The sequence below is a fragment of the Streptomyces sp. NPDC006208 genome (assembly GCF_040613775.1).
GTDB lineage: Bacteria > Actinomycetota > Actinomycetes > Streptomycetales > Streptomycetaceae > Streptomyces.
In genome coordinates this window covers 27,720-53,074 of sequence record NZ_JBEXSW010000048.1, presented here as the reverse complement: position 1 = coordinate 53,074, position 25,355 = coordinate 27,720, and the positions used below count along the sequence as shown (strand labels likewise).

Below are 25,355 nucleotides of genomic sequence, written 5' to 3'. Positions count from 1 at the left end.
ATGCCTGCCGGGGCGCGTCGACAGAGAGCCCGCGGTGTGAGTGAGCGGTGCCTGAGCTCTCCGCGAAGGGCGCCGGCGTCGCAGTAGGCTCCCGCGCATGACTGATCGCGTCGTGGTCGTGGCCGGAGCCGTGTACGACAAGGGGCGGCTGCTCGCCGCGCGGCGCAGTGCACCCGAAGAGCTCGCCGGCCGGTGGGAGCTGCCCGGCGGGAAGCTGGAGCCGGGGGAGAGCCCCGAGCAGGCACTCGTGCGCGAACTGCGCGAGGAGCTGGGGGTCGAGACCGAGCCGGTGGAGCGTATCCCCGGCGAGTGGCAGCTCAAGCCCGGATATGTGCTCCAGGTGTGGACCGCCCGGCTGGTCTCCGGCGAGCCCCGGCCGCTGGAGGATCATGACGCGCTGCGCTGGCTCGCGCCGGACGAGACCGACACCGTCGACTGGCTCGACCCGGACCGGCCTGCCGTGGCGGAGGCCGCCCGCCGACTGCGGGACGGGTATCCGGGTATGCGCGACAACGGGACCGCCCCCTCATAGGGGCGCGCACGGCCGCGCGTACGCCGTTCGTGCCACGGTGCGCCCCTTGCTTCCCGCGCGGCGATACCGAGTGCCGATTTGGGGTATGTGCTGATTAACCGCCCTAAATAGGACATGGCTCCCGCTGGTGGTCTGGGGAAGTGAGCGGCGTGATCGGCACCGACGGCGAATGCGCCGAGTGGAACTTTCCGGCCGAGGCCGATGTGGTGCGCACCGCCCGTCATGCAGTCCGTGACACGCTCCGGGGGTGGGGGTTGGATGCCGCCGTCTGCGATGTGACGGTCTTGCTGGTCAGCGAGCTGGTGACGAATTCCCTGCGCTATGCCTCAGGTCCGATCGGGGTCCGCCTGGTCCGGCCGGACGGGGACGAACCCCCGCCGGTCCTGCTCGTGGAGGTCTCCGATCCCCTTCCGGATCCGCCCACCGAGCGTGCCGCGCGGCCCGAGGACGAGACCGGCCGGGGGCTGCAGTTGGTGGCCTGTACTGCTCGTCGCTGGGGGACGCGACGCGGCAGGACCGGTAAGACCGTGTGGTTCGAGCTGGCACTCACTGGTTAGAAGTGTGGAGGGACGACGATCACGCAGGACTCGGCTCAAAACGAACGAGACCTCTCTGTGATCGTGAACGCCGTGCCCGCCGGGGCCGTAGTGCTGAATACTGCGGTCATGGCCGGTCCGGTGCGGTGAGCTGGAGGGGACGGTCGCGTGAGCGAAATACCTGAGACGGCGAGCGGTGTCGTGTGGCAGAGCAGCCCGCCTGGCTCGATCTATGACTACATCAAGGTCGCGTCTTTCTCGATCGGTCCCGACGGCCTGGTCGACCAGTGGAGCCGGCGTGCCGCGGAGCTCTTCGGTATCGCGTCGGACGAGGTCAGGGGCAAGGATCCGGTCGAGGTCTTCATGCCCGCCGAGCTTCGCCCGCGCGGTCATCGCAAGGTCGCCGAGATCCTGGACGGCAAGGAGTGGACGGGGCTGGTCCCGTTCCGCATCCCGGACGGCGGCGGCGTGCACGGCGTCGCCGAGGTCTATGTGATGCCGACCGAGACGGACGGTGGCCGGCAGGCCGCGCTCTGTATCGTCGTGGACGTACGCGCGCTGCGCCGCATAGAGACGGATCTGGCCGCGTCGCAGGCGATTTTCGGCCAATCTCCCTTCGGGTTTCTGCTCTTCGGTACGGATCTCACCGTGCAGCGCGCCAACCAGCGCTTCGCGACCGTCTTCGGCGGCGCCGCCGAGGACCATCGCGGCCGAACCGTCCACGACTACCTCTCCCGGCCCGAGGCCGACCGCATGAGCGCGGCCCTGCGCCGGGTGCTGGAGACCGGCGAATCGGTCACCGACCTGCAGATCATCGGCACCGTGCCGGGCAGCACCGACCGCAGGCACTGGTCGATCAACCTCTACCGGGTGCACAGCGGAGCGGGCCGGCCCGTCGGGGTCGCGGGCCTCGGCACCGATGTCACACGCCGCCAGATCGCCGCCCGCGAGGCCGCCAGCGCCCGGCGTAATCTCGCCCTCCTCAACGACGCCGGCGCCCGCATCGGCAACTCCCTCGATCTGGAGACCACCGCCCGCGAACTCCTCGATGTCGCCGTCCCCGGCTTCTGCGACCTCGCGTCCGTCGACCTCTACCAGGGGCTGCTCACCGGCGACGAGGCCCCGCCCGGACAGGGATCGCCGCACGCCGACGGCTTCGGCGGCGGCACTGCCGAACTGCGCCGGGTCGCGTTCGCCAGCGCCGTGTCCGACGCACCGCTGATGACCACCCCTGACTGCAGTCCGAACGGCACTCCTGCCGCGGTCGGCGAGGTCCACCGCTATGCCTTCAACTCGCCCTGTGCGAGCGCCCTGCGCACCGCGCGGGTCCAGACGATCCCCGGCGAGGAGGGCAGCCTCGTCCAGTCCACGCTCGCAGTGCCGATGGTCGCCCATGACACCGTCGTCGGACTGGCGCAGTTCTCCCGTGCCAAGGGGAGCGAGCCCTTCGGGGAACGGGACCGGGCGCTCGCCGTCGAGCTCGCCGCCCGGGCGGCCGTCTGCATCGACAACGCCCGTCTGTACCGCAGGGAGCACGAGCGCGCCCTGATCCTGCAGCGCAGCCTGCTGCCGCCCGGAGACCCCGAGGCCGCCGGGCTCGACATCGCCTGCCGCTATCTGCCCGGCACCACCACCACCGAGGTGGGCGGCGACTGGTTCGACGTCATCGAACTCCCCGGCCATCGCACCGCGTTGGTCGTCGGGGACGTGATGGGCCGTGGACTGCGCGCCGCGGTCGCCATGGGCGAACTGCGCACCGCCGTCAGGACGCTGGCGCTGCTGGACCTGGAGCCGGCCGAGGTGCTCTCGGCGCTCGACGAGATCGCCCGCGGACTCGGCAGTCCCGGCAGCCCCTCGAACGGCCGCACCTCGGGCGGCAGCCAGGTCCCCTCCCGGGTCGCCCACAAGTCCCGCGAGGCCGACCTCTCCGAGGTCTATCTCGCCACGTGTGTCTACGCCGTCTACGACCCGGTCACCCGCCGCTGCACCTTCGCCAACGCCGGCCATCTGCCGCCCGTCCTCGTCGAGCCCGGCGAGGAGGCACTGCTGCTGGACGTGCCGCCGGGGATGCCGCTCGGCGTGGGCGGCGAACCCTTCGAGGAGGTGGAGGTCGAACTCCCCGAAGGCTCCCTCCTCGCGCTCTACACCGACGGGCTCGTCGAGTCCCGCGACCATCCGCTCGACGAGGGACTGCGCGCCTTCCGCACCGCGCTCACCGACCCCGTACGTCCGCTGGAGGACGTCTGCGACCATGTGCTGACCACACTCGACACCCGCCACGGCGAGGACGACATCGCGCTGCTGATGGCCCGGATACAGGGGCTGCCCGCGGAGGCCGTCGGCGACTGGCAGCTGCCCCGCGAGCCCCGCTCGGTGGGCCGCGCCCGCGAACTGGCCCGCGCCCAGCTGCTCACCTGGGACCTCGAGGCGCTCGTGGACACGGTCGAACTGCTCGTCAGCGAGCTGGTCACCAACGCTCTTCGGTACGGCGAGGGGGAGATCAGGCTGCGGCTTCTGCGCGACCGGACCCTGGTGTGCGAGGTGTGGGACGCCGGCCTGGTCCAGCCGCGCCGCCGCCGGGCCCGCGACACCGACGAGGGCGGCCGGGGGCTGCAGCTGGTGGGCCTGCTGAGCGCGGGGTGGGGCTCCCGCCGGACCCCGCGCGGCAAGACCGTGTGGTTCGAACTCGCCCTGCCTGACGGGAACTCGGCCTCCGAGCCCACGGTCGAGCAGCTGCTCAGCATGTTCTGACGCGAGGGCGGTCGGCGTGGGGGACGGGGCCGCTGGGCGGGCCGTTGCGCTGCCCGTCCCTCCCCTACGGCTCGGCGCCCGTGCGCCTGCCGGGAGCAGGGGGAGGAGCTCCCGGGGATTGCCTACGCCGCCTTGAGTGCGGCCAGCCGTGCCTCGATCTCCGCGTTGTCGCCCAGGCTGTCCAGCTGCTCGAACTGGGCGTCCAGCGACGATGCCGCGAGCTCCTGCTTGCCCATGGCCTTCGCCTCCTCGCGCCGCACCTTGTCCTCGAAGCGGTTCAGCTCGCTCGTCGGGTCGAGCACGTCGATGTTCTTCACGGCGTCCATCATCTGGTTCTGCGCCTGCGCCGACTTGGCGCGCGCCACCAGCTCGTCCCGCTTCGACTGCAGCTCGGACAGCTTCGACTTCATCTGGTCCAGACCGGATTTGAGCTTGTCCACGACCTGGGTCTGCGACGCGATCGTCGGCTCGGCGGTCTTCGCCTCGTTCTCCGACTGCAGTTGGCGGCCCAGCGCCACCTTCGCCAGGCTGTCGAACCGGTCCGCATCCGCGTTCCGGCCCGCCGCGCGCAGTTCGTCCGCCTTCCTGCTCGCCGCGAGCGCCTTCTGGCCCCACTCCTCGGCGGCTTCCACGTCCTCCTTGTGGTCCTGCTCCATCAGCCGCAGATTGCCGATGGTGCTCGCCACTGCCTGCTCCGCCTCCGCGATGTTGTTCGTGTAGTCGCGGATCAGCTGGTCCAGCATCTTCTGCGGGTCCTCGGCCTGGTCCAGCAACGCATTGACATTGGCCTTCGCCAGCTGGGCGACCCGGCCGAGAACGGTCTGCTTGGTCATGGCACTTCTCCTTGTGCGCCGTGGGAAAGAGAGCAGTCGGCTCAGAAACGGCCACCGCCCAGCCGGCCGCGGGTGCCGCCGCCGCCGAAGCTGCCGGGCCCGCCGCCGAAGCCGCCGCCGCCGAACCCCCCTGAACCGCCCCCGCCGAAACCGCCGCCATGGCCCCCGCCCCTTCCCCCGCCGCCGAACAGTCCGCCGAGGATGATCCCGCCGAGCACCGCGCCCCCGAGCCCACCCCCTGCGCTTCCTGCTCCTTGTACACCGCCCGGCCCGAACGGGTTCCCGTAGCCGCGCACATCTTCCTCGGCCAGCTGCTGCGCGTCCTGCGCCAGCGCGTCCGCCTGCTGCGCCTGTGCCAGCGCACCCTGCGGGTCCCCGTCGGCCTCCCCTTCCCCCTCCGCCCCGGCCAGCGCCCGCGCCTGCTCCAGCCTCCGCTGTGCCTCCGCCAGCCGGGTACGCGCCTCGGCACCCACCGCCCCCCGATGCGTGGTGATGTAGTCCGCGGCCGCCCCGATGCTCGAGCGCGCGGCGAGCATCGTCCGGTCCAGCAGTGCCCGGGCCCGCCGCATGCCCTGCTCGTTCTCGCGCGCCCCCGACAGCGCCTCGTCGAGCGCCGCGTCCGCCTCCTCCACCCGCCGCAGCGCGTCGATCGGGTCGTACGGTCCCGCCTCCACCTCCCGGCGCACCTCCGCCGCCACCGTCTCCGCGCGGGCGATCCGTCCCTGCAGTCCGGCCGTCGACACCCCCTCCTGCGTGCCCTCCAGCAGTCCACGCGCCTCGGCCAGGTCCGTGTCCGTCTCGGTGAGCGCGCCCGGCAGCTTCCCCGCCGCCTCCGCGAGCTCCTGTGCCCGCCGGTCGACGGCCTCGATGAGCTGCCCGGCCTGCGCGACCGCGCCCTCCGCGGCACGTACCTGCACCGCCGCCGCGCCGTGGTCGGCCTCCTCGACCGCCTGCCGGGCCGCCTGAAGACTGTTCGCCGCGAATTCCAGCCGTTCCCTGGCCTGTTGCACATTGCCCGTCACGGGGGCGGACGCGGACGGTGCGTACCGCTCGCCCATCACGCCGAGTGCCGCCTGCGCGCTGACGATGCGGCCGTCGGTCTCCCGGTAGGCCTCGTCCGCGGCGGCGAGCGCCTGCGGGGCGTTGCGCTCCAGCTCGCGCAGCCGGTCGAAGTCCTCGGACTCCGCGTCGAGACGGCGATTGGCAGCCGTGCAGCGGGCGATGATCTCGTCCAGCATCCGGCGGCGGGCGGCGTCGTCCTCCGGACAGGCGTCGTCGAGCTGCTGACGCAGCCGGAACGCGGCGGTCAGCTCGTTCTTCGCCTCCACCACCGCCTCGGTGAACGGCTTCGCCGCCTCCTCCCCGAACTGGGCCGTGGCGAAGCCCAGTTCCTCCTGGCTGGTGCGCACCGCGTCATCCGTGTCCACCAGCGTCTGCTTGGCCTGGGAGTCGAGCTCGGGCAGCGTCGTCCGCTCCTGCGGCGTTCCCCATCCCTCCTGACCGCCCTGCGGAGTGGTGCGGGTCGCGGTCCGCCGTTTGCGCCGGGCGTACGCGTACGCGGCCAGCACCCCGGCGCCGGCGACCACCGCGACGGGCAGCACAAGATCACCGGCTCCCGTGCCGGCGCCGGTGTCGGTCCCCGGATCCGCTGCGCCCGGCGTGATGGAGACCTGAGGCACCGGCCGGCCGGACAGCACCGCGTCGTACCCGTCGGCAGCCCCGATCGCGGCGCCGGCCCAGTCGTTCTCCCGCAGCGGGGGCTCCACGGCCTCGCCTGCGACCTCGGCGAGCTGGGCGTCGGTCAGCCGGGAGCCGGCGTCGACGTAGTAGGCGTACTGCCGGTCGTGCGTGGCGACGGCGAGGAGGACATCGTTCGTGCCGAGTCCGTTCTTCCGCGCCGTCTCGTCCGCCCACTCCTGTGCGGAACGGCCGGAGAAGTCGCGTACGTACACCACGAAGAGCTGCAGCCGCTGATGGTCGTAGAGGCGGTCCAGAGCCTGCTCGACCTGTGGTTCGCGGTCGTCCAGCGCGCCGACGCGGTCGGTGACCTGTCCTTCGCGGGACAGTCCGACGGGGTCGTCGGCGTGTGCGCCGCCGACGGCGGGCACGACCAGCCACCACGCCGCCACCAGTACGGCAAGGACAGCCCGGGTGGCTCTTCCTGTCACATTTGGGAGGCTATGACGGGTGCTGCGGAGTCGCGACCGCAGCCGTGCCCCGGCTGTTGAGGGGCGACGCCTCCGACGGCCGAGCCGGGCCGGCCACCGCGCGTGGCTAGGCTTGCGCCGCATGGGAACAGATCACGGGGTGGGGATACGGGGGCGCCTGAGGGCGCTGGGCCGGACGCGGGTCGCGCGGGTGTTCGTACGGGGATGGCGCAGCCGGCGTCTGAGATGGCCGCGGCGGATCGCTCTCGCCCTGGCGCTGGTCGTCCTCGTGCCCGCCCTCGGCGCCGCGGCCGCACTGCGCGTCAACTACATGGGGGACCTCCAGGACGGCACCCGAACCCGCGGACAGGACGCGATCTGGCTCGGCCACGCCTGGGTGGACGGCCGCAAGAAGGACGCTGACCTCGACGCGTTCGCCGAGCAGATCCGGGGGACGGGCATCAAGGACCTCTATGTGCACGCGGGCCCTCTGGAGCACGACGGCACGCTGCCCGCCGACCGCTACCCGCGTGCGCGGTGGCTGATCGACTCGGTCCACCGGCGGATCCCGGGCGTCCGCGTCCAGGCCTGGCTCGGCGATGTGCTGGCCACCGAGGGACCGGACGGGCTGCGCCTGGAGAGGCCGGAGTCCAGGGCCGCGGTGGTGCGCTCCACCCGGCAGATCCTGGATGCGGGCTTCGACGGTGTCCACTTCGACCTGGAGCCGCTGCACTCGGACGACCGCGACTACCTGTCGCTCCTCGACGACCTGGGCGAGCTGACGCGGGCGCGCAAGGCCCCGCTCTCCGTGGCGGCCCATCAGATCGATCCGCTGCCGGCCGCCCACAGCGTGAACGGCGCGCTCACGGGCAGCCAGAAGTGGTGGTCGCAGGAGTTCTTCGGCGAGGTGGCCCGCCGGGTCGACCAGATCGCCGTCATGTCGTACGACACCTGGATGCCGCTGGAGGGCATGTACGGCGGCTATGTGGCCCAGCAGACCTCGCTCGCCCTCGAGGTCACCCCAGAGGACACCGATCTGCTGATGGGCCTGCCGTTCTTCCATGAGGACGACCTCGGCCACCACGAGAACGCGGAGACCGTCGCCGCCGCTGTCCGCGGCACCCGGCTCGGCCTCGGCCGCACGGACCGCGACCGGGAGCGCTTCGGCGTTGCGCTGTACGTCGACTTCGCTGCGGAGGAAGCGGACTGGGCGGCCTACCGAGCGGGCTGGGGCGAACGCTAGGCCGCCCGGCGGAGAGCTTCCTTCGGGTCGTCGACGTACCGGCCCGGTGCGAAGAGCCCGACGGCGGCGGTGATCGACCTGCGGCGCTCGGCGTGCCGGCCGCGGGACAGCCCGTAGCCCTCCGAGTGGATCTGCACCGTCGTGGCCACCGAGTCGTGCCGGTGCAGCCGGACCCGCAGCGACGCGCTCTGGAAGTGCACGAAGCGGATGCTGTCCCACGGCACCAGTTCGCCGCGATGCCCGGTGATGCCGTGCACGTCGATGCGCAGCGAGCTGACCTGCCAGTTGTGCAGTCCGATCAGCAGGCAGGTGAAGGTGAAGACCGGTACAGGCAGGAGGGAGAACCAGCTCGGGTCGGTCGGGAGCGCCGTCAGGACCACGGACACCACGCTCAGCGCCGTCGGCACCAGGGCGACGGGCAGCTGGCGCCAGACGCGCGCGCCGAGCTCCCGCGGAAGTTCGAGGCGGTACGTGGACGTCTCCGGATGCACTGGTTCCCCCTCCGTAGCGGCGGAGGGAAGGCTAGCAGCGCCGCCTGATCACTCCTCGCGGCGCCTGATCTTGTTGCCCAGCCACACCAGCGGGTCGTACTTCCGGTCCACCGCGCGCTCCTTCAGTGGGATCAGCGCGTTGTCCGTGATCCGGATCTGCTCCGGGCACACCTCGGTGCAGCACTTGGTGATGTTGCAGTACCCCAGTCCGTGCTCGTCCTGGGCCGTCCTCCTGCGGTCCAGGCCCGCCTCGGCCGCGGCGTCCAGGGGATGCATGTCGAGCTCGGCCACCCGCATCAGGAAACGCGGGCCCGCGAACGCCTCCTTGTTCTCCTCGTGGTCGCGCACCACATGGCAGGTGTCCTGGCACAGGAAGCACTCGATGCACTTGCGGAACTCCTGCGAGCGGTCCACGTCCATCTGCTGCATCCGGTACTCACCGGCCTTGAGCTCCGGCGGCGGTACGAAGGACGGGACCTCCCTCGCCTTCGCGTAGTTGAAGGACACGTCCGTCACCAGGTCCCGCACCACAGGGAAGGCGCGCAACGGGGTGATCGTGATGGTTTCGTCCCGCGAGAAGACCGACATCCGGGTCATGCACATCAGCCGCGGTCTGCCGTTGATCTCCGCGCTGCACGAACCGCACTTGCCCGCCTTGCAGTTCCAGCGGACCGCGAGATCGGGCGTCTGGGTGGCCTGGAGCCGGTGGATGATGTCGAGGACGACCTCCCCGTCGTGCACCTCGACGTCGAAGTCCTCGAGCGCTCCCCCGTCCTGGTCGCCCCGCCACACCCGGAAGGTGGCCACGTACTGACTGGCAGCTGTCGAACTCACTCGTAGAGCTCCTCTTCGGCGAGGTACTTGACCAGCTCCTCCTTGTCGAAGAGGCCGAGCAGGTCGGGACGGATGGGCTCGGTCGTCGTGCGCACCAGATCGATCTGTCTGCGCTGCGGAGCGGTGGCCGCATCGGCGCCGCCGCTGTCGGCCGGCCGGCACAGCAGATTGACCCGCCGCCAGGAGCGCTCCATGGCGGGACAGTCCTCGCGGGTGTGCCCGCCGCGGCTCTCCGTGCGCTCCAGCGCCGCCAGCGCGATGCACTCGCTGACCAGCAACATGTTGCGCAGGTCCAGAGCGAGGTGCCAGCCGGGGTTGAACTGCCGGTGTCCCTCGACCCCGGCCCGCCGTGCCCGTGCCCGCAGCTCGCCGAGTTTCCGCAGCGCCTGCTCCATCTCCTCCGCGCGCCGGATGATGCCGACCAGGTCGTTCATCGTCTGCTGCAGCTCCTGATGGAGCGTGTACGGATTCTCCGGCGCGGCCCCTTCGGGCAGCCCCTCCGCGCTGAACGGGCGCAGCGCCTCGGCCGCCGCCGCGTCGATCTGGGCCTCGTCCACCGCAGGCCGCTCGCCGAGCCGCTCGGCGTACTCCGCGGCGTGCAGCCCGGCCCGCCGGCCGAAGACCAGCAGGTCGGAGAGGGAGTTTCCCCCGAGCCGGTTGGAGCCGTGCATACCGCCCGCGACCTCACCGGCCGCGAAGAGGCCCGGGACACCGATGGTGGCTGCGGTGTCCGACTCGACGGCGATACCGCCCATCACGTAGTGACAGGTCGGCCCGACCTCCATCGCCTCGGCCGTGATGTCGACATCCGCCAGCTCCTTGAACTGGTGGTACATCGACGGCAGCCGGCGCCGGATGACCTCGGCCGGCATACGGGTGGAGACGTCCAGGAACACCCCTCCGTGGGGTGAGCCGCGGCCCGCCTTGACCTCGGAGTTGATGGCCCGGGCCACCTCGTCGCGCGGCAGCAGTTCGGGAGGACGCCGGTTGTTGTCCGGGTCCTCGTACCAGCGGTCGCCCTCCTCCTCCGACTGCGCGTACTTCTCCTTGAAGACGTCCGGGATGTAGTCGAACATGAACCGCTTGCCCTCGGAGTTGCGCAGGACCCCGCCGTCGCCCCGCACCGACTCGGTGACCAGGATCCCCTTCACCGACGGAGGCCAGACCATGCCCGTCGGATGGAACTGCACGAACTCCATGTTGAGCAGCGGCGCTCCGGCCAGCAGGGCCAGCGCGTGGCCGTCGCCGGTGTACTCCCAGGAGTTCGACGTCACCTTGAAGGACTTGCCGATGCCGCCGGTGGCGAGCACCACCGCCGGCGCCTCGAGCACGAAGAACCGGCCGGTCTCGCGCTCGTAGCAGAAAGTGCCCGAGACCCTGTCCCCGTCCTTCATGACCCGGGTGACCGTGCACTCCTGGAAGACCTTGAGCCGGGCCTCGTAATCCCCGAACTCCTCCTTGTCCTCCTGCTGCAGCGAGACGATCTTCTGCTGGAGGGTACGGATCAGTTCCAGGCCGGTCCGGTCGCCGACGTGGGCGAGCCGGGGGTACTCGTGGCCGCCGAAGTTGCGCTGGGAGATCCTGCCGTCGGAGGTACGGTCGAAGAGCGCGCCCCAGGTCTCCAGCTCCCAGACCCGGTCGGGGGCCTCACGGGCGTGCAGCTCCGCCATCCGCCACTGGTTGAGGAACTTCCCGCCGCGCATGGTGTCGCGGAAGTGGACCTGCCAGTTGTCGTGGGCGTTCACGTTGGCCATGGCGGCGGCGATGCCGCCCTCGGCCATCACGGTGTGGGCCTTGCCGAAGAGGGACTTGCAGATGACCGCCGTACGGGCGCCCCGTTCGCGCGCCTCGATGGCGGCCCGCAGGCCCGCTCCTCCCGCGCCCACCACCACGACGTCCCACTGCTGCCGTTCGAGTTGCGTCATGTCAGAAGGCCCCAGAACTAGAAGAGTCGCGGATCGTCGAAGGCGCCGGAGGCGAGGAGGTAGACGTAGAAGTCGGCGAACGCCACGCTGATCAACGACGTCCAGGCGAGCAGCATGTGACGGTCGTTCAGTTTCCCGACCCAGCCCCACAGCCGGTAGCGCACCGGGTGCTTGGAGAAGTGCCGCAGCCGGCCGCCGATGATGTGCCGGCAGGAGTGGCACGAGAGGGTGTACGCCCAGATCAGCACGATGTTGACCAGGAAGACGAGGGTGCCGAGGCCCATGTGGCCCCACTCGTAGTGCTCGTCGCGGAAGGCGAGCACGGTGTCGTACGTGAGGATCGAGGCGACCGGGAGGGCGGCGTAGAAGAAGTACCGGTGGATGTTCTGCAGGATGAGCGGGAAGCGGGTCTCGCCGGTGTACTTCGCGTGCGGCTCGGCGACGGCGCAGGCCGGCGGCGAGGCCCAGAAGCCCCGGTAGTAGGCCTTGCGGTAGTAGTAGCAGGTCAGCCGGAAGCCGAGCGGGAAGATCAGGATCAGCAGCGCCGGGGACAGACCCCACCAGCTGCCGAAGATCTCCCAGTTGGGGCCGCCCCGCATCGGGACGCAGTTCTCGGCGAGGCAGGGCGAGTAGAACGGTGAGACGTACGGGGCCGCGTAGTAGTCGGCGCCTGAGAACGCGCGCCACGTCGAGTAGACGATGAAGGCGAGCAGTCCGGCGGCGGTCAGGGCCGGGGCGAGCCACCAGCGGTCCGTCCGCAGATGGCGGGGGCCGATGGCGGCGCGCGTGGCCCCGTGTACGCCGGTATTGATTTGTGGTGGTTCGGTGCCTGTGGCCAACGAAGACTCCGGGTGGAGTGGGATCGGGGTACGAGCTGGGGCCCTACGGGCAGGTCAGGGTGCGTGCCGGTCGCGAGCGCCCAGTCCCTCGTCGTCCGAGTCCGTCCACAGTGTGTTGTCGTACGGCGTGTCGGGGATGGTGACCAGCTCGGGGCGGCCCTGGGGCTTCGGCGCGCTGGGCGCGGCCGGGCCGGCGCCGCGCAGCTGATCGACGGTCTGCTCCAACTGCCCGACGCGTCGGACGAGCTCGTCGATGCGGTGCTGCATCGCCGTCAGATCTTCCTGCTGGGACATGACTTGCCCTCACTTCCGCAGGGTGCGGTGGCATCGCTCATGCGCCTGCGAGTGTCGCGCGTCACATCCCCGCTTGTGAAGGGATGTGCAGGGATTCCCGGCGCATGGGACGCCGGCGCGCCCCTCATGGTCGTTGTCTCACCCCCTATTTTGTCCCTGTCTGTAGATGTATGTGGGATTCATGGTTGAGCTGTACGGGTGACCTTCCGGCTGCCCTCGCCGTGTCGGCGTCGACATCCGGATCCGGTCCACTTCAGTGGTGGGAATCGGTGTGATCATCTCTAAATTCGACAAAACAGGACGAAGAGGTACAAGCCATGTCCCTGGTCGACGCGCCACGCGGGAGGACATGCTCCCGAACGCTCCGTTCCGTCGCCCTGCTCGCCAGTGGAGTGCTCGCCCTGCCCGTCCTGGCGGGCTGCAGCCACGACAACGGGAGTGACGCCAAGGCCACCGCCCAGGACATCGCCGCCACCCCCCGGGACATGGTCACCGACGGCGGCACGCTGCGCTGGGCGGTCGACACGACCCCGGCCACCTTCAACGCCTTCCAGGCCGACGCCGACGCCACCACCGGCCGTATCGCGGGTGCGGTGCTGCCGTCCCTCTTCACGCTCGACGGCCAGGGCCGCCCGCTGCGCAACCCCGACTACCTCGAATCGGCCAAGATCGTTGAGCGTGAGCCTCAGCAGGTCGTGCTCTACAAGCTCAACCAGCAGGCGGTGTGGAGCGACGGCCGTGAGATCGGCGCTCCCGACTTCGTCGCGCAGTGGCGGGCGCTCAGCGGCAAGGACTCCTCGTACTGGACCGCGCGTAACGCAGGATACGAGCGCATCGAGAAGATCGAGCGGGGCACCCACGATCTCGAGGTCAAGGTCACCTTCACCAAGCCCTACGCGGACTGGCAGTCGCTGTTCACCCCGCTCTACCCCAAGGAGGTGACCGGCACCCCCTCCACCTTCAACGACGGCGCCCGCGGCAAGCTCCCGACGACGGCCGGCCCCTTCCGGGTGTCGGCGGTCGACCGCAAGGCCGGCACCACCACCCTCGTGCGCAACCCCCGCTGGTGGGGGGCGCGGGCCAAGCTGGAGCAGTTGGTGCTGACCGCCGTGCCCCGCGGGCAGCGCCTCACCGTGCTCGCGGAGGGCAAGGTCGACCTGGCCGAGATCGACAGGTCCACGGCGGAACGTATCTCCCTGGCCCGCCAGGACCCGGGAACGGCCGGGCAGTCACCCGCCCACGGTCCCGGATCGGACATGACACCCGCCGACGCGCTCGCGTCCTGGGCGCAGGCGAACGGCTCCGACCGGAAGAAGGCCAGAGCGGCACAGCTGGTCCGCGCGGAGCTCGCCGAGGCGCGGACGGCGTACAGCGAGGAACAGAAGGCGCTGCGCGGCTTCGTCGTCCGCAAGTCGCTGGAGCCCGCGTACACGCAGCTCGCCATGAACGGTGAGTCCGGACCGCTGGCCGACGAGCGCGTACGCCGGGCGGTGGCCAGGGCGCTCGACCGCAAGGAACTGGCCAAGCTCGTGCTGGGCCCGCTGGGCCTGCCCGCCGAGCCCCCCGGCAGCCATCTGGCGCTGGCCGGGCAGCGCGCCTACGCCGACAACAGCGGGGCGCTGGGGCAGCAGAGCACCCAGGAGGCCCAGGCGCTGCTGGCCGACGCGGGCTGGACACCGCTGGGGGCGCCCAAGAAGCACGTACCGGCGAAGGCGGGCGGCGAGGCCGGAGCGGGGACCAAGGACGAGAGCGGCATGAAGGAGACAGGCAGGACGACGGAGAAGGGCAGCTCCGACAAGAACAACAAGAAGGGAAGCTCGGACAGGAACAAGAGGGCGTCCGACCGCGCGTCCGACGAGGGGATGTACATCGTCGGCGACGACAAGCCCGCGAGCCTTCGAAGCGGCTCCGGCGGTACACACGTCGTCGCGCCCGCCCCCGCCGAGGCCTTCGAGAGCCTCGCCGTCCAGAGCAGGGCCACGTCCCCCGACGGAAGCTCCGCGACCGTGCCGGGCACCCGTGCCCAGGAGCAGCAGGGTGGCATGGCCGGTGCGTACGCCCCGCCCGGCAGCGCGGCGCCCAGCCATCCCACGGCCGGTGGGCCGCTCGGCAGGAACGGCAAGCCGCTCTCCCTGCGCTTCGTGCTTCCTTCGGGGCCGGGCTCGGAGCCGATGCGCGCGGTCGGCAACAAGATCGCGCAGATGCTCGACCGCATCGGCGTGCACACCGAGATCACCAAGGTCGCCGACGAGAGCTACTTCAAGGACCACATCGCCGCCGGCGACTACGACCTCGCGCTGTACTCCTGGCCCGCCACCGCCTACCCGGCGACGGACGCCCGGCCGATCTACGCCAAGCCCCGGCCCGCGTCGGACGGCTCGCTGCTGGTGGAGCAGAACTACACGCGGGTCGGTACGGACTACATCGACCAGCTCTTCGACCTGGCGGCCGGCGAGCTGGACGAGGAAGACGCCCGTGACCTGGTACGCAAGGCCGACGCCCGCATCTGGGCCGCGGCGGGCTCCATCCCGCTCTACCAGCGGCCCGAGCTGGTCGCGGTGGCGCCCCGGGTGGTGAACGCCGGAGCCTTCGGCTTCGCGACCCCGCGCTACCAGGACATCGGCTTCAAGAAGGCGCAGCCGAAGGCCGGCGCCCAGGCGAGTGCCGGGGCCGGCCCCAACGCGGGACCGAACCCGGGCGCCGACGAGAAATAGCAGGTCACAACCTCAGAAGTGGCTCAAGTTCCTTGCCCGCCGGTGTCGCCGGCGGGCAAGCTCGTGCCGACCCTCCTCGACCCAGCTCAGTCCGTGTCCGGCGCGCCCCCACACGCGCGCCGGACTGCCGTGCGCCAGTAGCCGCCCGGCCTACCGCGCCACCGCTCGATCCCCGCCCTGCCCCACCCGTGCCCGGCGTGATCCGCGCCTCGTTCGACGTGTCCACGATCAATGAGGGAGGCCTGTTTCCCGGCGGCCCCGTACCATGGGACAAAGCCGTGGCGTATCTGCCCGGCGGGGCGGACCGTCAGACGCCTTATTCCACGATCGAGAGAAGCGCCAGCCAGCATGCCCACGCGCCATGACATCCGTAACGTAGCCATCGTCGCCCACGTCGACCACGGCAAGACCACCCTGGTCGACGCCATGCTGAAGCAGGCCGGCGCCTTCGCCGCCCACCAGCAGCTCGACGACCGCATGATGGACTCGAACGACCTGGAGCGTGAGAAGGGCATCACGATCCTCGCCAAGAACACCGCGGTGAAGTATCACCCGAAGGACGGCGGGGACCCGATCACGATCAACATCATCGACACCCCCGGCCACGCCGACTTCGGCGGCGAGGTCGAGCGCGGTCTGTCCATGGTCGACGCGGTCGTGCTGCTCGTCGACGCCTCCGAGGGCCCGCTCCCGCAGACCCGTTTCGTGCTGCGCAAGGCCCTGCAGGCCCGGATGCCGGTCATCCTGTGCATCAACAAGACGGACCGCCCGGACTCCCGTATCGACGAGGTCGTCAACGAGACCTACGACCTGTTCCTCGACCTGGACGCCGACGAGGACCAGATCGAGTTCCCGATCGTCTACGCCTGTGCCCGTGACGGCGTCGCCTCGCTGACCAAGCCGGAGGACGGCACCGTCCCGGCCGACAGCGACAGCCTCGAGCCCTTCTTCTCCACCCTGCTCGAGCACGTCCCGGCCCCGGAGTACGACGAGACCGCGCCGCTGCAGGCCCACGTCACCAACCTGGACGCCGACAACTTCCTCGGCCGTATCGCGCTGCTCCGCGTCGAGCAGGGCGAGCTCCGCAAGGGCCAGACCGTCACCTGGATCAAGCGTGACGGCTCGATGGCGAACGTCCGCATCACCGAGCTGATGATGACCGAGGCGCTCACCCGCAAGCCGGCCGAGATGGCCGGCCCCGGTGACATCTGCGCGGTCGCCGGTATCCCCGACATCATGATCGGCGAGACCCTGGCCGACCCGGAGAACCCGGTCGCCCTCCCGCTGATCTCGGTGGACGAGCCGGCGATCTCCATGACCATCGGTACGAACACCTCCCCGCTGGTCGGCCGCGGCGGCACCGGCAAGGGCGCGGACGCCAAGTCCGCAGTCAAGGACCGCAAGGTCACCGCCCGCCAGGTCAAGGACCGCCTGGACCGCGAGCTGATCGGTAACGTCTCGCTGCGCGTGCTGGACACCGAGCGCCCCGACGCCTGGGAGGTCCAGGGCCGCGGTGAGCTCGCGCTCGCCATCCTGGTCGAGCAGATGCGCCGCGAGGGCTTCGAGCTGACCATCGGCAAGCCGCAGGTCGTCACCCAGATCGTCGACGGCAAGGTCCACGAGCCGGTCGAGCGCATGACGATCGACGTGCCCGAGGAGCACATGGGCGCGGTCACGCAGCTCATGGGCGTCCGCAAGGGCCGCATGGACAACATGTCGAACCACGGCTCCGGTTGGGTCCGCATGGAGTTCGTCGTGCCGTCCCGTGGCCTCATCGGCTTCCGCACGGAGTTCCTGACGAACACCCGCGGTACCGGTATCGCCCACTCGATCCACGAGGGCCACGAGCCGTGGTTCGGCACCCTCCAGACCCGTAACAACGGCTCCCTGGTCGCCGACCGCTCCGGTGCGGTCACCCCGTTCGCGATGATCAACCTGCAGGAGCGCGGCGTCCTGTTCACCGAGCCCGGCACCGAGGTGTACGAGGGCATGATCGTCGGCGAGAACTCGCGCTCCGACGACATGGACGTGAACATCACCAAGGAGAAGAAGCTCACCAACATGCGTGCGGCTTCCGCGGACAACACCGAGAACGTGGTGCCGCCGCGCAGGCTCTCGCTGGAGCAGTCCCTGGAGTTCTGCCGCGACGACGAGTGCGTCGAGGTGACCCCGGAGGCGGTCCGCATCCGCAAGGTCGTCCTGGACCAGAAGGAGCGCGGCCGCGCCGCCTCCCGCGCCAAGCACGGCTGACGGACCGACAGGACCGTCAGGCACCGGGCACGGCCGGCAGGGCTCGTAAAGCCTCGGAAAAGCGCTGTACAGACGGCCCGGCCCCCCGCAGACACTGTGGGGGGCCGGGCCGTTCGTCAACTCGTTTTCAAGGTCCGAGTGTCCGGATATCGACCGTCGCTCTCCGGAACGTGTGTTAACGGTCCGTTTCGCGGGTGTCTGTCTGTGCTCACTTTGTCCGGATTTCGGGCTGCGGGGTGCCTTCGATGTTGTCAAAACGAGACCCTTTAAGTGTGGTTTACAGCCCTGTCCTACTTAATAGTTGGCTCCATTGAGCTCGGGTCAATGGGTCATGCGCTGTGGGGAGCGCCGACTCACGAGCACACTCGGGGTACTTGACGAGCCCGCTGTCAGGGGTGTCAGCGCGCGTAGAACAGTGCCCTTCTTGTTGTGACAAGTGGACTCATGAGGAGGAACCCATGCGTGGTGCCAAGAGCGCCAAGTGGGTCGCGGGTGCGATCATCGTCGCGATGGCGGCCACGGCCTGTGGCAGCAGCGACGGCAAGGACAAGGGTGACAAGAACCCGTCGGGCAAGCCCGCCGGTTACGTCTCCATCGACGTCGGTGAGCCGCAGAAGCCGCTGATCCCGGCCGACACGAACGAGACCAACGGCTCGTACGTCATCCAGTCGATCTTCACCCAACTGCTGGACTTCGACGCCAAGGGTGAGATCGTCCTCACCAACGCCGAGTCCGTGGACACCAAGGACTCGAAGACCTGGACGGTCAAGCTCAAGTCCGGCTGGAAGTTCCACAACGGCGAGGCCGTGACCGCGCAGTCGTACGTCGACGCGTGGAACTGGTACGCCAACATCAAGAACAACCAGCAGAACGCCTTCTGGTTCGCGGACATCGCCGGCTACAACGAGGTGCACCCTGAGAAGGGTGAGCCGAAGGCCGACAAGATGTCGGGTCTGAAGGTCGTGGACGACACCACCTTCACGATCACGCTGACCGACAAGGTCCCGTACTTCAACTACAAGCTCGGCTACGCGACGTTCGCGCCGCTGCCGAAGGTCTTCTTCGACGACCCGGCGGCGTTCGGCCAGAAGCCGATCGGCAACGGCCCGTACAAGTTCGAGAAGTGGACCCACAAGAAGCTGATCCAGGTTGCGGCCAACCCTGACTACCAGGGCCCCAACAAGGCGCAGAACAAGGGCATCCAGTTCAAGAACTACGCGACCCTCGAGGCCGCGTACCAGGACGTCGTCTCCGGCAACCTGGACATCATCCGCCAGGTGGGCCCGACGGACCTGCCGAAGTACAAGGCGGACCTGGGCGACGGTGCGATCGAGCAGCCCTACGCAGCCATCCAGTCGCTGGTCCCGGCGTTCTACAGCAAGACGTTCAAGGACATCGACCCCAAGGTCATCCAGGGTCTGTCCATGGCGATCGACCGTGAGACGATCACCAAGACCGTCCTGAACAACACCCGTACCCCCGCGACGAGCTTCACGCCGCCGCAGGTCAAGGGCAACCAGGACCTGGGCACGGACGTCTTCACCTACAACCCGACCAAGGCCAAGCAGCTGGTCAAGGACGGTGGCGGTGTCCCGGACAACAAGCTGTTCATCCAGTACAACACCGATGGTGGCCACAAGGAGTGGGTGACCGCGGTCTGCGAGTCCATCCGCAAGGCGACCGGTGTCGACTGCGTCGGCGACCCGAAGCCCGACTTCCCGACGGACCTCGAGGCCCGTGACAACAACCAGGTGAAGTCGATGTACCGCGGTGGTTGGGTTGCCGACTACCCGGTCAACGTCAACTTCATCAAGGAGCTGTACCACACCAAGGCCGAGTCCAACAACGGTCGCTTCTCCAACAAGGAGATCGACAAGCTGATGGAGAAGGCTGACAAGGCGAAGTCCCTGGACGAGGCCGTCACGGCCTACCAGGAGGTCGAGAAGAAGCTTCTCGAGGAGATGCCCGCCATCCCGCTGTGGTACTACCGCATCAACGGTGGTCACGGTAAGGCTGTCGACAACGTCGCGGTCGACTTCCACGGTGACCTCGAGCTGACCGGCGTCACCGTCAAGTAACCGGCCTGCTGGCCTCATCCCCCACTCGGCCGTCATCCGCCGTCGCCGGTTCTCAGCCGGCGGCGGCGGTGGTCCGGAGGCTGCTCGTAACAGGCAGCCTCCGTATCGCTGTTAACCCCTCACGGAGGCACCCATGGGGCGCTACGTCGCACGACGACTGCTCCAGATGATCCCGGTGTTCATCGGGTCAACCCTGCTGATCTTCTGGATGATGTACGTACTGCCCGGTGATCCCGTGCGTGCGCTGGCAGGCGAACAGAACGTGGATCAGGCGCAGATCGACGCCCTGAGACACCAACTCGGGCTCGACAAGCCGTTCTTCATGCAGTACGTGATCTATCTGGGCAACCTGTTCCAGGGTGACTTCGGAACGCAGATCGCCAGCCAGCGGCCCATCGCCGAGGTCATTGCCGAGGCGTACCCGGTCACCATCCAGCTGACGATGTTCGCGTTCACCTTCACGGTCGTGGCCGGTATCACGCTCGGAGTCATCGCGGGCCTCAAGCCCGAGTCGCTGCGGGACCGCGGACTGCTGATCCTCACGCTGCTGCTGATCTCGGTCCCGTCCTTTGTGCTGGGCCGTCTGTCCCAGTACCTCTTCTCGTTCGAGCTCGGCATTCTCGAGCCGAACGTCTCGCTCGAAGAGAACTGGAACGAACTGCTGCTGCCCGCATCGGTTCTCGCCGCGCTGTCCCTCGCCTATGTGGCGCGGCTGACGCGCACCTCGATCGCCGAGAACCTGCGCTCCGACTACATCCGGACGGCTGTCGCCAAGGGCCTGCCGCGCCGCCGTATCGTCGGCGTGCACCTGATGCGCAACTCGATGATCCCGGTCGTCACCTTCCTCGGCACCGACCTCGGCACGCTGATGGCCGGCGCGGTCGTCACCGAGGGCATCTTCAACATCAAGGGCATCGGCAGCCTCATCTTCGAGGCGCTGAGGCGACGTGAGGGATCCACCGTCGTCGGCGTCGTCACGCTGATCGTGCTCGTCTACCTCATCTGCAGCCTGCTCGTCGACCTGCTTTACGCGGTCCTGGACCCGAGGATCCGTTATGCCTGAGAAGATCGCAGAGACCGCGCAGAGCTCCGAGAAGATCACGACCGTCGCCGCGCCCGACACGGCCCTCGTGGCCGAGGCGGGTCCGGTGTCGGCCAAGGCACGCAGCCTCTGGTCCGACGCGTGGCACGACCTGCGGCGCAGCCCGCTGTTCGTCGTCTCGTCGGTCCTCATCCTGATGCTGCTCGTCATGGCGGTCGCACCGAGCCTGTTCACCAGTGCATCGCCGCGCGACGGCGATCTGGTGAACCACTACCTACAGAAGCCGAACTGGAGTCACTTCTTCGCCGCCGACTGGTTCGGCTACGACATCCAGGGCCGGTCCATCTACGCCCGTGTCGTCCACGGCGCCCGCGCGTCCATCACCGTCGGTATCACCGTGACCATCCTGGTCACGCTCATCGGCGGCGCTCTGGGCATGCTGGCCGGCTACTACGGCGGCATCATCGACAGCCTGCTGTCCCGTCTCACCGACATCTTCTTCGGCATCCCGTTCCTGCTGGGCGCCATGGTCATCCTGACCAGCTTCGAGAAGCGCGCCGTGTGGACCGTGATCCTGGCGCTGGCCTTCCTCGGCTGGACCTCGATCGCCCGCGTCGCCCGAGGCGCGGTGATCACCGTCAAGCAGGCCGACTACGTGGTGGCGGCCCGGGCGCTCGGCGCCTCCACCTCGCGGATCATGCTGAAGCACATCCTGCCGAACGCCCTCGCCCCGGTGATCGTCGTCGCGACGATCGCGCTGGGCGGCTACATCGGCGCCGAGGCCACGCTGTCCTTCCTGGGTATCGGCCTTGCCGAGCCGACGGTCTCGTGGGGTATCGACGTCTCCGACGGCTTCCAGCAGATCCGGAACGCCCCGTACGTCCTGATCGTCCCCTCGGTGATGGTCTCGATCACGGTGCTCGCGTTCCTCATGTTCGGCGATGCTGTACGCAACGCCCTCGACCCGAAGATGCGCTGAGGGAGGCGTACGTGACCATCATCGACAAAACTGCGGACGTTCCTGCTCCGCGCAACGCAGGGGACAACGAGGGCCCGCTCCTCGAAGTCCGTGACCTGCACGTGGAGTTCCACACCCGTGACGGTGTCGCCAAGGCCGTCAACGGCGTCAACTACACCGTCAGCGCCGGCGAGACGCTCGCCGTCCTCGGTGAGTCGGGCTCCGGCAAGTCCGTGACCGCGCAGGCGATCATGGGCATCCTGGACATGCCGCCCGGGCGCATCCCCCAGGGCGAGGTGCTCTTCCGCGGCCAGGACATGCTCAAGATGTCCGCCGAGGAGCGCCGCCGCATCCGTGGCTCCAAGATCGCGATGATCTTCCAGGACGCGCTGTCCTCGCTCAACCCGGTGCTCTCCGTGGGCTACCAGCTCGGTGAGATGTTCCGCGTCCACCAGGGCCTGTCCAAGAAGGAAGCCAAGGCCAAGGCCATCGAGCTGATGGACCGGGTGAAGATCCCGGCCGCCGCGGCACGCGTCAGCGACTACCCGCACCAGTTCTCCGGCGGTATGCGTCAGCGCATCATGATCGCCATGGCGCTGGCCCTGGAGCCGGACCTGATCATCGCGGACGAGCCGACCACGGCGCTCGACGTGACGGTCCAGGCCCAGGTCATGGACCTGCTCGCCGATCTGCAGCGCGAGTACAACATGGGTCTGATCCTGATCACCCACGACCTCGGCGTGGTCGCCGACGTCGCGGACAAGATCGCTGTGATGTACGCGGGCCGGATCGTCGAGACGGCTCCCGTGCACGAGCTGTACAAGCGCCCGGCCCACCCGTACACCCGGGGTCTGCTCGACTCGATCCCGCGCCTGGACCAGAAGGGCCAGGAGCTGTACGCGATCAAGGGTCTGCCGCCCAACCTGCTGAAGGTCCCGACCGGTTGCGCCTTCAACCCGCGCTGCCCCAAGGCGGACGACATCTGCCGTACGGAGATCCCGGCACTGGTCCCGGTGACCGAGCAGGACGGCAGCGAGCTGCCGGGCCGCGGAAGCGCGTGCCACTTCTGGAAGGAGACGATCCATGGCTGAGCTGGGCAAGACGAACGAGGCCGTGGACGCGACTCCGAACGTCACCGAGGTGGAGACCGTCGAGGCGCCCACCGAGGAGGCGGCCGTCGCGGCGATCGAGGCTCCGGTCGAGCGCGGTGAGCCGATCCTGCAGGTGCGCAACCTGGTCAAGCACTTCCCGCTGACCCAGGGCATCCTCTTCAAGAAGCAGGTCGGCGCGGTCAAGGCCGTGGACGGGGTCTCCTTCGACCTCTACCAGGGCGAGACGCTCGGCATCGTCGGCGAGTCCGGCTGTGGCAAGTCCACCGTCGCCAAGCTGCTGATGACGCTGGAGCGCGCGACCGCCGGTGAGGTCTTCTACAAGGGCCAGGACATCACCAGGCTGTCGGGGCGTGCGCTCAAGGCCGTGCGCCGCAACATCCAGATGGTGTTCCAGGACCCGTACACCTCGCTCAACCCGCGTATGACGGTCGGCGACATCATCGGCGAGCCCTTCGACATCCACCCCGAGGTGGCTCCGAAGGGCGACCGGCGCCGCAAGGTGCAGGAACTGCTCGATGTCGTCGGTCTCAACCCCGAGTACATCAACCGTTACCCGCACCAGTTCTCGGGCGGCCAGCGCCAGCGCATCGGCATCGCGCGCGGCCTCGCGCTCAACCCCGAGATCATCATCTGCGACGAGCCGGTCTCGGCGCTGGACGTGTCGGTGCAGGCACAGGTCATCAACCTGATGGAGAAGCTCCAGGACGAGTTCAACCTCTCCTACCTCTTCATCGCGCACGACCTGTCGATCGTCCGGCACATCTCCGACCGGGTCGGCGTGATGTACCTGGGCAAGATGGCCGAGATCGGCACGGACGTGCAGATCTACGACCACCCGACGCACCCGTACACCCAGGCGCTGCTGTCGGCGGTCCCGGTTCCGGACCCCGCCATGCGTGAGGGCCGTGAGCGGATCATCCTCACCGGCGACGTCCCGTCGCCGGCGAACCCGCCGTCGGGCTGCCGCTTCCGCACCCGGTGCTGGAAGGCCGAGGACAAGTGCGCCACCGAGGTTCCGCTGCTCGCGGTGCCCGAGCGGTTCAAGGGTGCGGACACCCCGGCCGCGCACGAGTCGGCGTGCCACTTCGCCGAGGAGAAGGACGTCGTCCACGCGGTGTAGTCCTGCCCTGAGCACGTGAGTGAGGCCCCGTCCATCGCATCGGTGGGCGGGGCCTCGCCGTGTCCGCGTGTGCGCCGAGAACCGTGGCGAAACCTGTTGCACCAGGTCAGGCGGGAGGTGAGGCTGAGCGGATGGACTACGGGATCATGGACCGGGACGGCCGGCGCATCGCGCTGTGCACGGTCGACGACGACAACTGGCGGGCTGTCGCCGACATCGCACCGCGCGACGACCAGCGGGCCTTCGTCGCCGCACTCGCCGCCCGCTATCTGCTGCTGTCGATGCGCGGCGGGGTGTGGCACTCGCTCGGTGTGCAGGCGGACAAGACGATGGTCGGCCATGTCATGTGGGCGTACGGCGACGAGAACGGCAGCCACTGGATCGGCGGCATGGTCGTCGACGCCGCCGAACAGGGCAAGGGTGTGGGGCGGCAGACCATGGTCGCGCTCATCAGGTGGCTGTCGGAGCGTGCCGACTGCCAAGAGATACGTCTGTCCTACCACCCGGACAACACCGCCGCGTCCAACCTGTACACGAGTCTGGGCTTCGTGCACACCGGGGAGTTCGAGGACGCGGAGCTGGTGGTCGCCCTGCAGGTCGGGGCGCCGGGAGCGGCATCCGCCTGACGGGCGGAAATTGCGTTGCGCGGCCGCGGCGGCGCCCGGACAGTGTCCGCATGTCCCTCACTGTCCGGCCGGCCGTCCTCGAGGACGCGCCCGCCGTCTGCGCGCTGATGAACGCCGTCGATGTCGTCGAGATCGGCCGCCCGGAGACCGATCTGCACACGGTCGAGGCCGACATGGCCCATGGCGAGACCGACCTCGCCCGCGACTCCTGGCTGGCGTGCGACGACAACGGGCCGGTGGCGTACGGGATCGTGTGGAGCGAGTCCGGGGGCGAGGACATCGGCGCCGACCTCTACTCGCTGCCCGGCCGCGACGAGGCCGCGGCCGAGGTGCTGGAGCTCATGGAGACACGTGCCGCCGGGAAAGCGGCGGCCGGCGGGGCCGCCCGGGCCGTCGTCCATCTGCATCTCAACGCCCGCCCCGCGCTCGACACCGCGCTGCTGGAGCGCCGCGGCTGGAGGACGGTACGCCGCTACCAGGTGATGACCCGCCCGCTGTCCCCGGCCGTCGACACCGTGCCCGAGCCGCTCGCCGGACTGACCCTGCGTCACTGCCGCGACGAGGATGACCGGCGCATCGCGCACGCCCTGGCGCAGGAGACGTTCGCCGAGCACTTCGACCACCACGAGCGCAGCTACGAGCAGTGGCTGGACGACATAGACGCGGCCCGCATCGACTGGTCGCTGGTGTGGATCGCCTCTGTCGCGGGCGAGGGCGACGTGGCCGTGCTGCTGAGCCGCGACGACCGTGAGGCCATGGGCTGGATCCGCACCATCGGTGTGCGCGCAGCGGCTCGCGGCCGCGGAATCGGCGGCCATCTGCTGCGCCATGCCTTCGGCACGTACGCGGCGCGCGGCCGTGACTCCATCGGGCTCGGTGTGGACACCGAGAACGCCTCGAAGGCGCTGGGGCTTTACGAGGCGCACGGTATGACGCTGCACTACGCCGTCGATACCTGGGAGGCGGTCCTTCCGGCCGTCCTTCAGGCGGACCAGGAGTCCACTCGGGTGTCATGAAAGTGCCTTAGATC

20 protein-coding genes are annotated in these 25,355 nt (G+C 69.3%); 13 read left to right on the top strand and 7 right to left on the bottom strand.

The annotated features are described in order from the left end of the window. Positions 1–97 precede the first annotated feature (97 nt). The 3 genes from ABZ208_RS31500 (at position 98) to ABZ208_RS31490 (ending at position 3,819) form a co-directional block, all read left to right on the top strand. Positions 98–532, top strand: a complete 435-nt coding sequence (locus ABZ208_RS31500) for a (deoxy)nucleoside triphosphate pyrophosphohydrolase (RefSeq protein ID WP_356912869.1) — start codon at positions 98–100, stop codon at positions 530–532. 140 nt (positions 533–672) lie between these two features. Further along, positions 673–1,089, top strand: a complete 417-nt coding sequence (locus ABZ208_RS31495; RefSeq protein ID WP_328396929.1) for an ATP-binding protein — start codon at positions 673–675, stop codon at positions 1,087–1,089. Positions 1,090–1,236: 147 nt separating this feature from the next. Next, the gene (locus tag ABZ208_RS31490; RefSeq protein WP_356912868.1) at positions 1,237–3,819 is read left to right on the top strand and encodes a SpoIIE family protein phosphatase; all 2,583 of its coding nucleotides are present in this window, start codon (positions 1,237–1,239) and stop codon (positions 3,817–3,819) included. Positions 3,820–3,941: 122 nt separating this feature from the next. Here ABZ208_RS31490 and ABZ208_RS31485 read toward each other — a convergent pair whose 3' ends face one another. Further along, a complete protein-coding gene (locus ABZ208_RS31485; RefSeq protein WP_356912867.1) occupies positions 3,942–4,652 on the bottom strand; it encodes a PspA/IM30 family protein in 711 nt (236 codons plus the stop codon). Positions 4,653–4,693: 41 nt separating this feature from the next. Next, entirely contained in the window at positions 4,694–6,820 is a 2,127-nt protein-coding gene (locus ABZ208_RS31480) for a TPM domain-containing protein (RefSeq protein WP_356912866.1), read from the bottom strand. Positions 6,821–6,941: 121 nt separating this feature from the next. Here ABZ208_RS31480 and ABZ208_RS31475 point away from each other — a divergent pair, with 121 nt between their 5' ends. Next, complete coding sequence (locus ABZ208_RS31475) at positions 6,942–8,042, top strand: hypothetical protein (RefSeq protein ID WP_356912865.1); 1,101 nt, start codon at positions 6,942–6,944, stop codon at positions 8,040–8,042. Here the strand turns inward: ABZ208_RS31475 and ABZ208_RS31470 are convergent. From ABZ208_RS31470 to ABZ208_RS31450, 5 genes are read right to left on the bottom strand one after another with little or no spacing between them, the layout of a single operon-like run. Then, the gene (locus ABZ208_RS31470; protein WP_356912864.1) at positions 8,039–8,533 is read right to left on the bottom strand and encodes a hypothetical protein; all 495 of its coding nucleotides are present in this window, start codon (positions 8,531–8,533) and stop codon (positions 8,039–8,041) included. The two genes, ABZ208_RS31475 and ABZ208_RS31470, sit on opposite strands and share 4 nt — an antisense overlap. A gap of 48 nt (positions 8,534–8,581) precedes the next feature. Beyond that, entirely contained in the window at positions 8,582–9,367 is a 786-nt protein-coding gene (locus tag ABZ208_RS31465) for a succinate dehydrogenase/fumarate reductase iron-sulfur subunit (protein ID WP_356912863.1), read from the bottom strand. Beyond that, on the bottom strand, positions 9,364–11,292 hold the full coding sequence (locus tag ABZ208_RS31460) for a fumarate reductase/succinate dehydrogenase flavoprotein subunit (RefSeq protein ID WP_356912862.1): 1,929 nt from the start codon (positions 11,290–11,292) through the stop codon (positions 9,364–9,366). The genes ABZ208_RS31465 and ABZ208_RS31460 overlap by 4 nt, the downstream gene beginning before the upstream one ends. Before the next feature lie 17 nt (positions 11,293–11,309). Next, positions 11,310–12,131 carry a hypothetical protein gene (locus tag ABZ208_RS31455; RefSeq protein WP_356912861.1) on the bottom strand — a complete coding sequence of 274 codons (822 nt, stop codon included), beginning with the start codon at positions 12,129–12,131 and terminating at the stop codon, positions 11,310–11,312. A 54-nt stretch (positions 12,132–12,185) separates the two neighbouring features. Further along, positions 12,186–12,425 (bottom strand): hypothetical protein, encoded by a 240-nt coding sequence (locus tag ABZ208_RS31450; protein ID WP_356912860.1) that lies wholly within the window; start codon positions 12,423–12,425, stop codon positions 12,186–12,188. A gap of 317 nt (positions 12,426–12,742) precedes the next feature. On the opposite strand from ABZ208_RS31450, the gene ABZ208_RS31445 reads away from it, so the two are divergent. The 9 genes from ABZ208_RS31445 (at position 12,743) to ABZ208_RS31405 (ending at position 25,341) form a co-directional block, all read left to right on the top strand. Next, positions 12,743–15,139, top strand: coding sequence for an ABC transporter family substrate-binding protein (locus ABZ208_RS31445; protein WP_356912859.1), 2,397 nt, complete (start codon positions 12,743–12,745; stop codon positions 15,137–15,139). A 348-nt stretch (positions 15,140–15,487) separates the two neighbouring features. Beyond that, complete coding sequence (gene typA / locus ABZ208_RS31440; protein WP_356912858.1) at positions 15,488–17,389, top strand: translational GTPase TypA; 1,902 nt, start codon at positions 15,488–15,490, stop codon at positions 17,387–17,389. A gap of 458 nt (positions 17,390–17,847) precedes the next feature. Further along, positions 17,848–19,467, top strand: coding sequence for an ABC transporter substrate-binding protein (locus ABZ208_RS31435; protein WP_356912857.1), 1,620 nt, complete (start codon positions 17,848–17,850; stop codon positions 19,465–19,467). A gap of 133 nt (positions 19,468–19,600) precedes the next feature. Next, entirely contained in the window at positions 19,601–20,530 is a 930-nt protein-coding gene (locus tag ABZ208_RS31430; protein WP_356912856.1) for an ABC transporter permease, read from the top strand. Next, positions 20,523–21,488 (top strand): ABC transporter permease, encoded by a 966-nt coding sequence (locus ABZ208_RS31425; protein ID WP_356912855.1) that lies wholly within the window; start codon positions 20,523–20,525, stop codon positions 21,486–21,488. Before ABZ208_RS31430 ends, ABZ208_RS31425 begins: the two co-directional genes overlap by 8 nt. Positions 21,489–21,499: 11 nt before the next feature. Beyond that, the gene (locus tag ABZ208_RS31420; RefSeq protein WP_356912854.1) at positions 21,500–22,558 is read left to right on the top strand and encodes an ABC transporter ATP-binding protein; all 1,059 of its coding nucleotides are present in this window, start codon (positions 21,500–21,502) and stop codon (positions 22,556–22,558) included. Next, complete coding sequence (locus ABZ208_RS31415; RefSeq protein ID WP_356912853.1) at positions 22,551–23,699, top strand: dipeptide ABC transporter ATP-binding protein; 1,149 nt, start codon at positions 22,551–22,553, stop codon at positions 23,697–23,699. Before ABZ208_RS31420 ends, ABZ208_RS31415 begins: the two co-directional genes overlap by 8 nt. 131 nt (positions 23,700–23,830) lie before the next feature. Continuing rightward, a complete protein-coding gene (locus tag ABZ208_RS31410; RefSeq protein ID WP_356912852.1) occupies positions 23,831–24,325 on the top strand; it encodes a GNAT family N-acetyltransferase in 495 nt (164 codons plus the stop codon). 50 nt (positions 24,326–24,375) lie between these two features. Then, entirely contained in the window at positions 24,376–25,341 is a 966-nt protein-coding gene (locus ABZ208_RS31405) for a GNAT family N-acetyltransferase (protein WP_356912851.1), read from the top strand. Positions 25,342–25,355 lie beyond the last annotated feature (14 nt).

What these genes read in the sequence shown, in the direction of transcription:
- ABZ208_RS31500 (WP_356912869.1), top strand. Translation starts at nt 98, where the DNA reads ATGACTGATCGCGTCGTGGTCGTGGCCGGAGCCGTGTACGACAAGGGG.
- ABZ208_RS31485 (WP_356912867.1), bottom strand. Translation starts at nt 4,652, where the DNA reads ATGACCAAGCAGACCGTTCTCGGCCGGGTCGCCCAGCTGGCGAAGGCC.
- ABZ208_RS31475 (WP_356912865.1), top strand. Translation starts at nt 6,942, where the DNA reads ATGGGAACAGATCACGGGGTGGGGATACGGGGGCGCCTGAGGGCGCTG.
- ABZ208_RS31460 (WP_356912862.1), bottom strand. Translation starts at nt 11,292, where the DNA reads ATGACGCAACTCGAACGGCAGCAGTGGGACGTCGTGGTGGTGGGCGCG.
- ABZ208_RS31450 (WP_356912860.1), bottom strand. Translation starts at nt 12,425, where the DNA reads ATGTCCCAGCAGGAAGATCTGACGGCGATGCAGCACCGCATCGACGAG.
- ABZ208_RS31445 (WP_356912859.1), top strand. Translation starts at nt 12,743, where the DNA reads ATGTCCCTGGTCGACGCGCCACGCGGGAGGACATGCTCCCGAACGCTC.
- typA (WP_356912858.1), top strand. Translation starts at nt 15,488, where the DNA reads ATGCCCACGCGCCATGACATCCGTAACGTAGCCATCGTCGCCCACGTC.
- ABZ208_RS31435 (WP_356912857.1), top strand. Translation starts at nt 17,848, where the DNA reads ATGCGTGGTGCCAAGAGCGCCAAGTGGGTCGCGGGTGCGATCATCGTC.
- ABZ208_RS31430 (WP_356912856.1), top strand. Translation starts at nt 19,601, where the DNA reads ATGGGGCGCTACGTCGCACGACGACTGCTCCAGATGATCCCGGTGTTC.
- ABZ208_RS31425 (WP_356912855.1), top strand. Translation starts at nt 20,523, where the DNA reads ATGCCTGAGAAGATCGCAGAGACCGCGCAGAGCTCCGAGAAGATCACG.
- ABZ208_RS31415 (WP_356912853.1), top strand. Translation starts at nt 22,551, where the DNA reads ATGGCTGAGCTGGGCAAGACGAACGAGGCCGTGGACGCGACTCCGAAC.
- ABZ208_RS31410 (WP_356912852.1), top strand. Translation starts at nt 23,831, where the DNA reads ATGGACTACGGGATCATGGACCGGGACGGCCGGCGCATCGCGCTGTGC.
- ABZ208_RS31405 (WP_356912851.1), top strand. Translation starts at nt 24,376, where the DNA reads ATGTCCCTCACTGTCCGGCCGGCCGTCCTCGAGGACGCGCCCGCCGTC.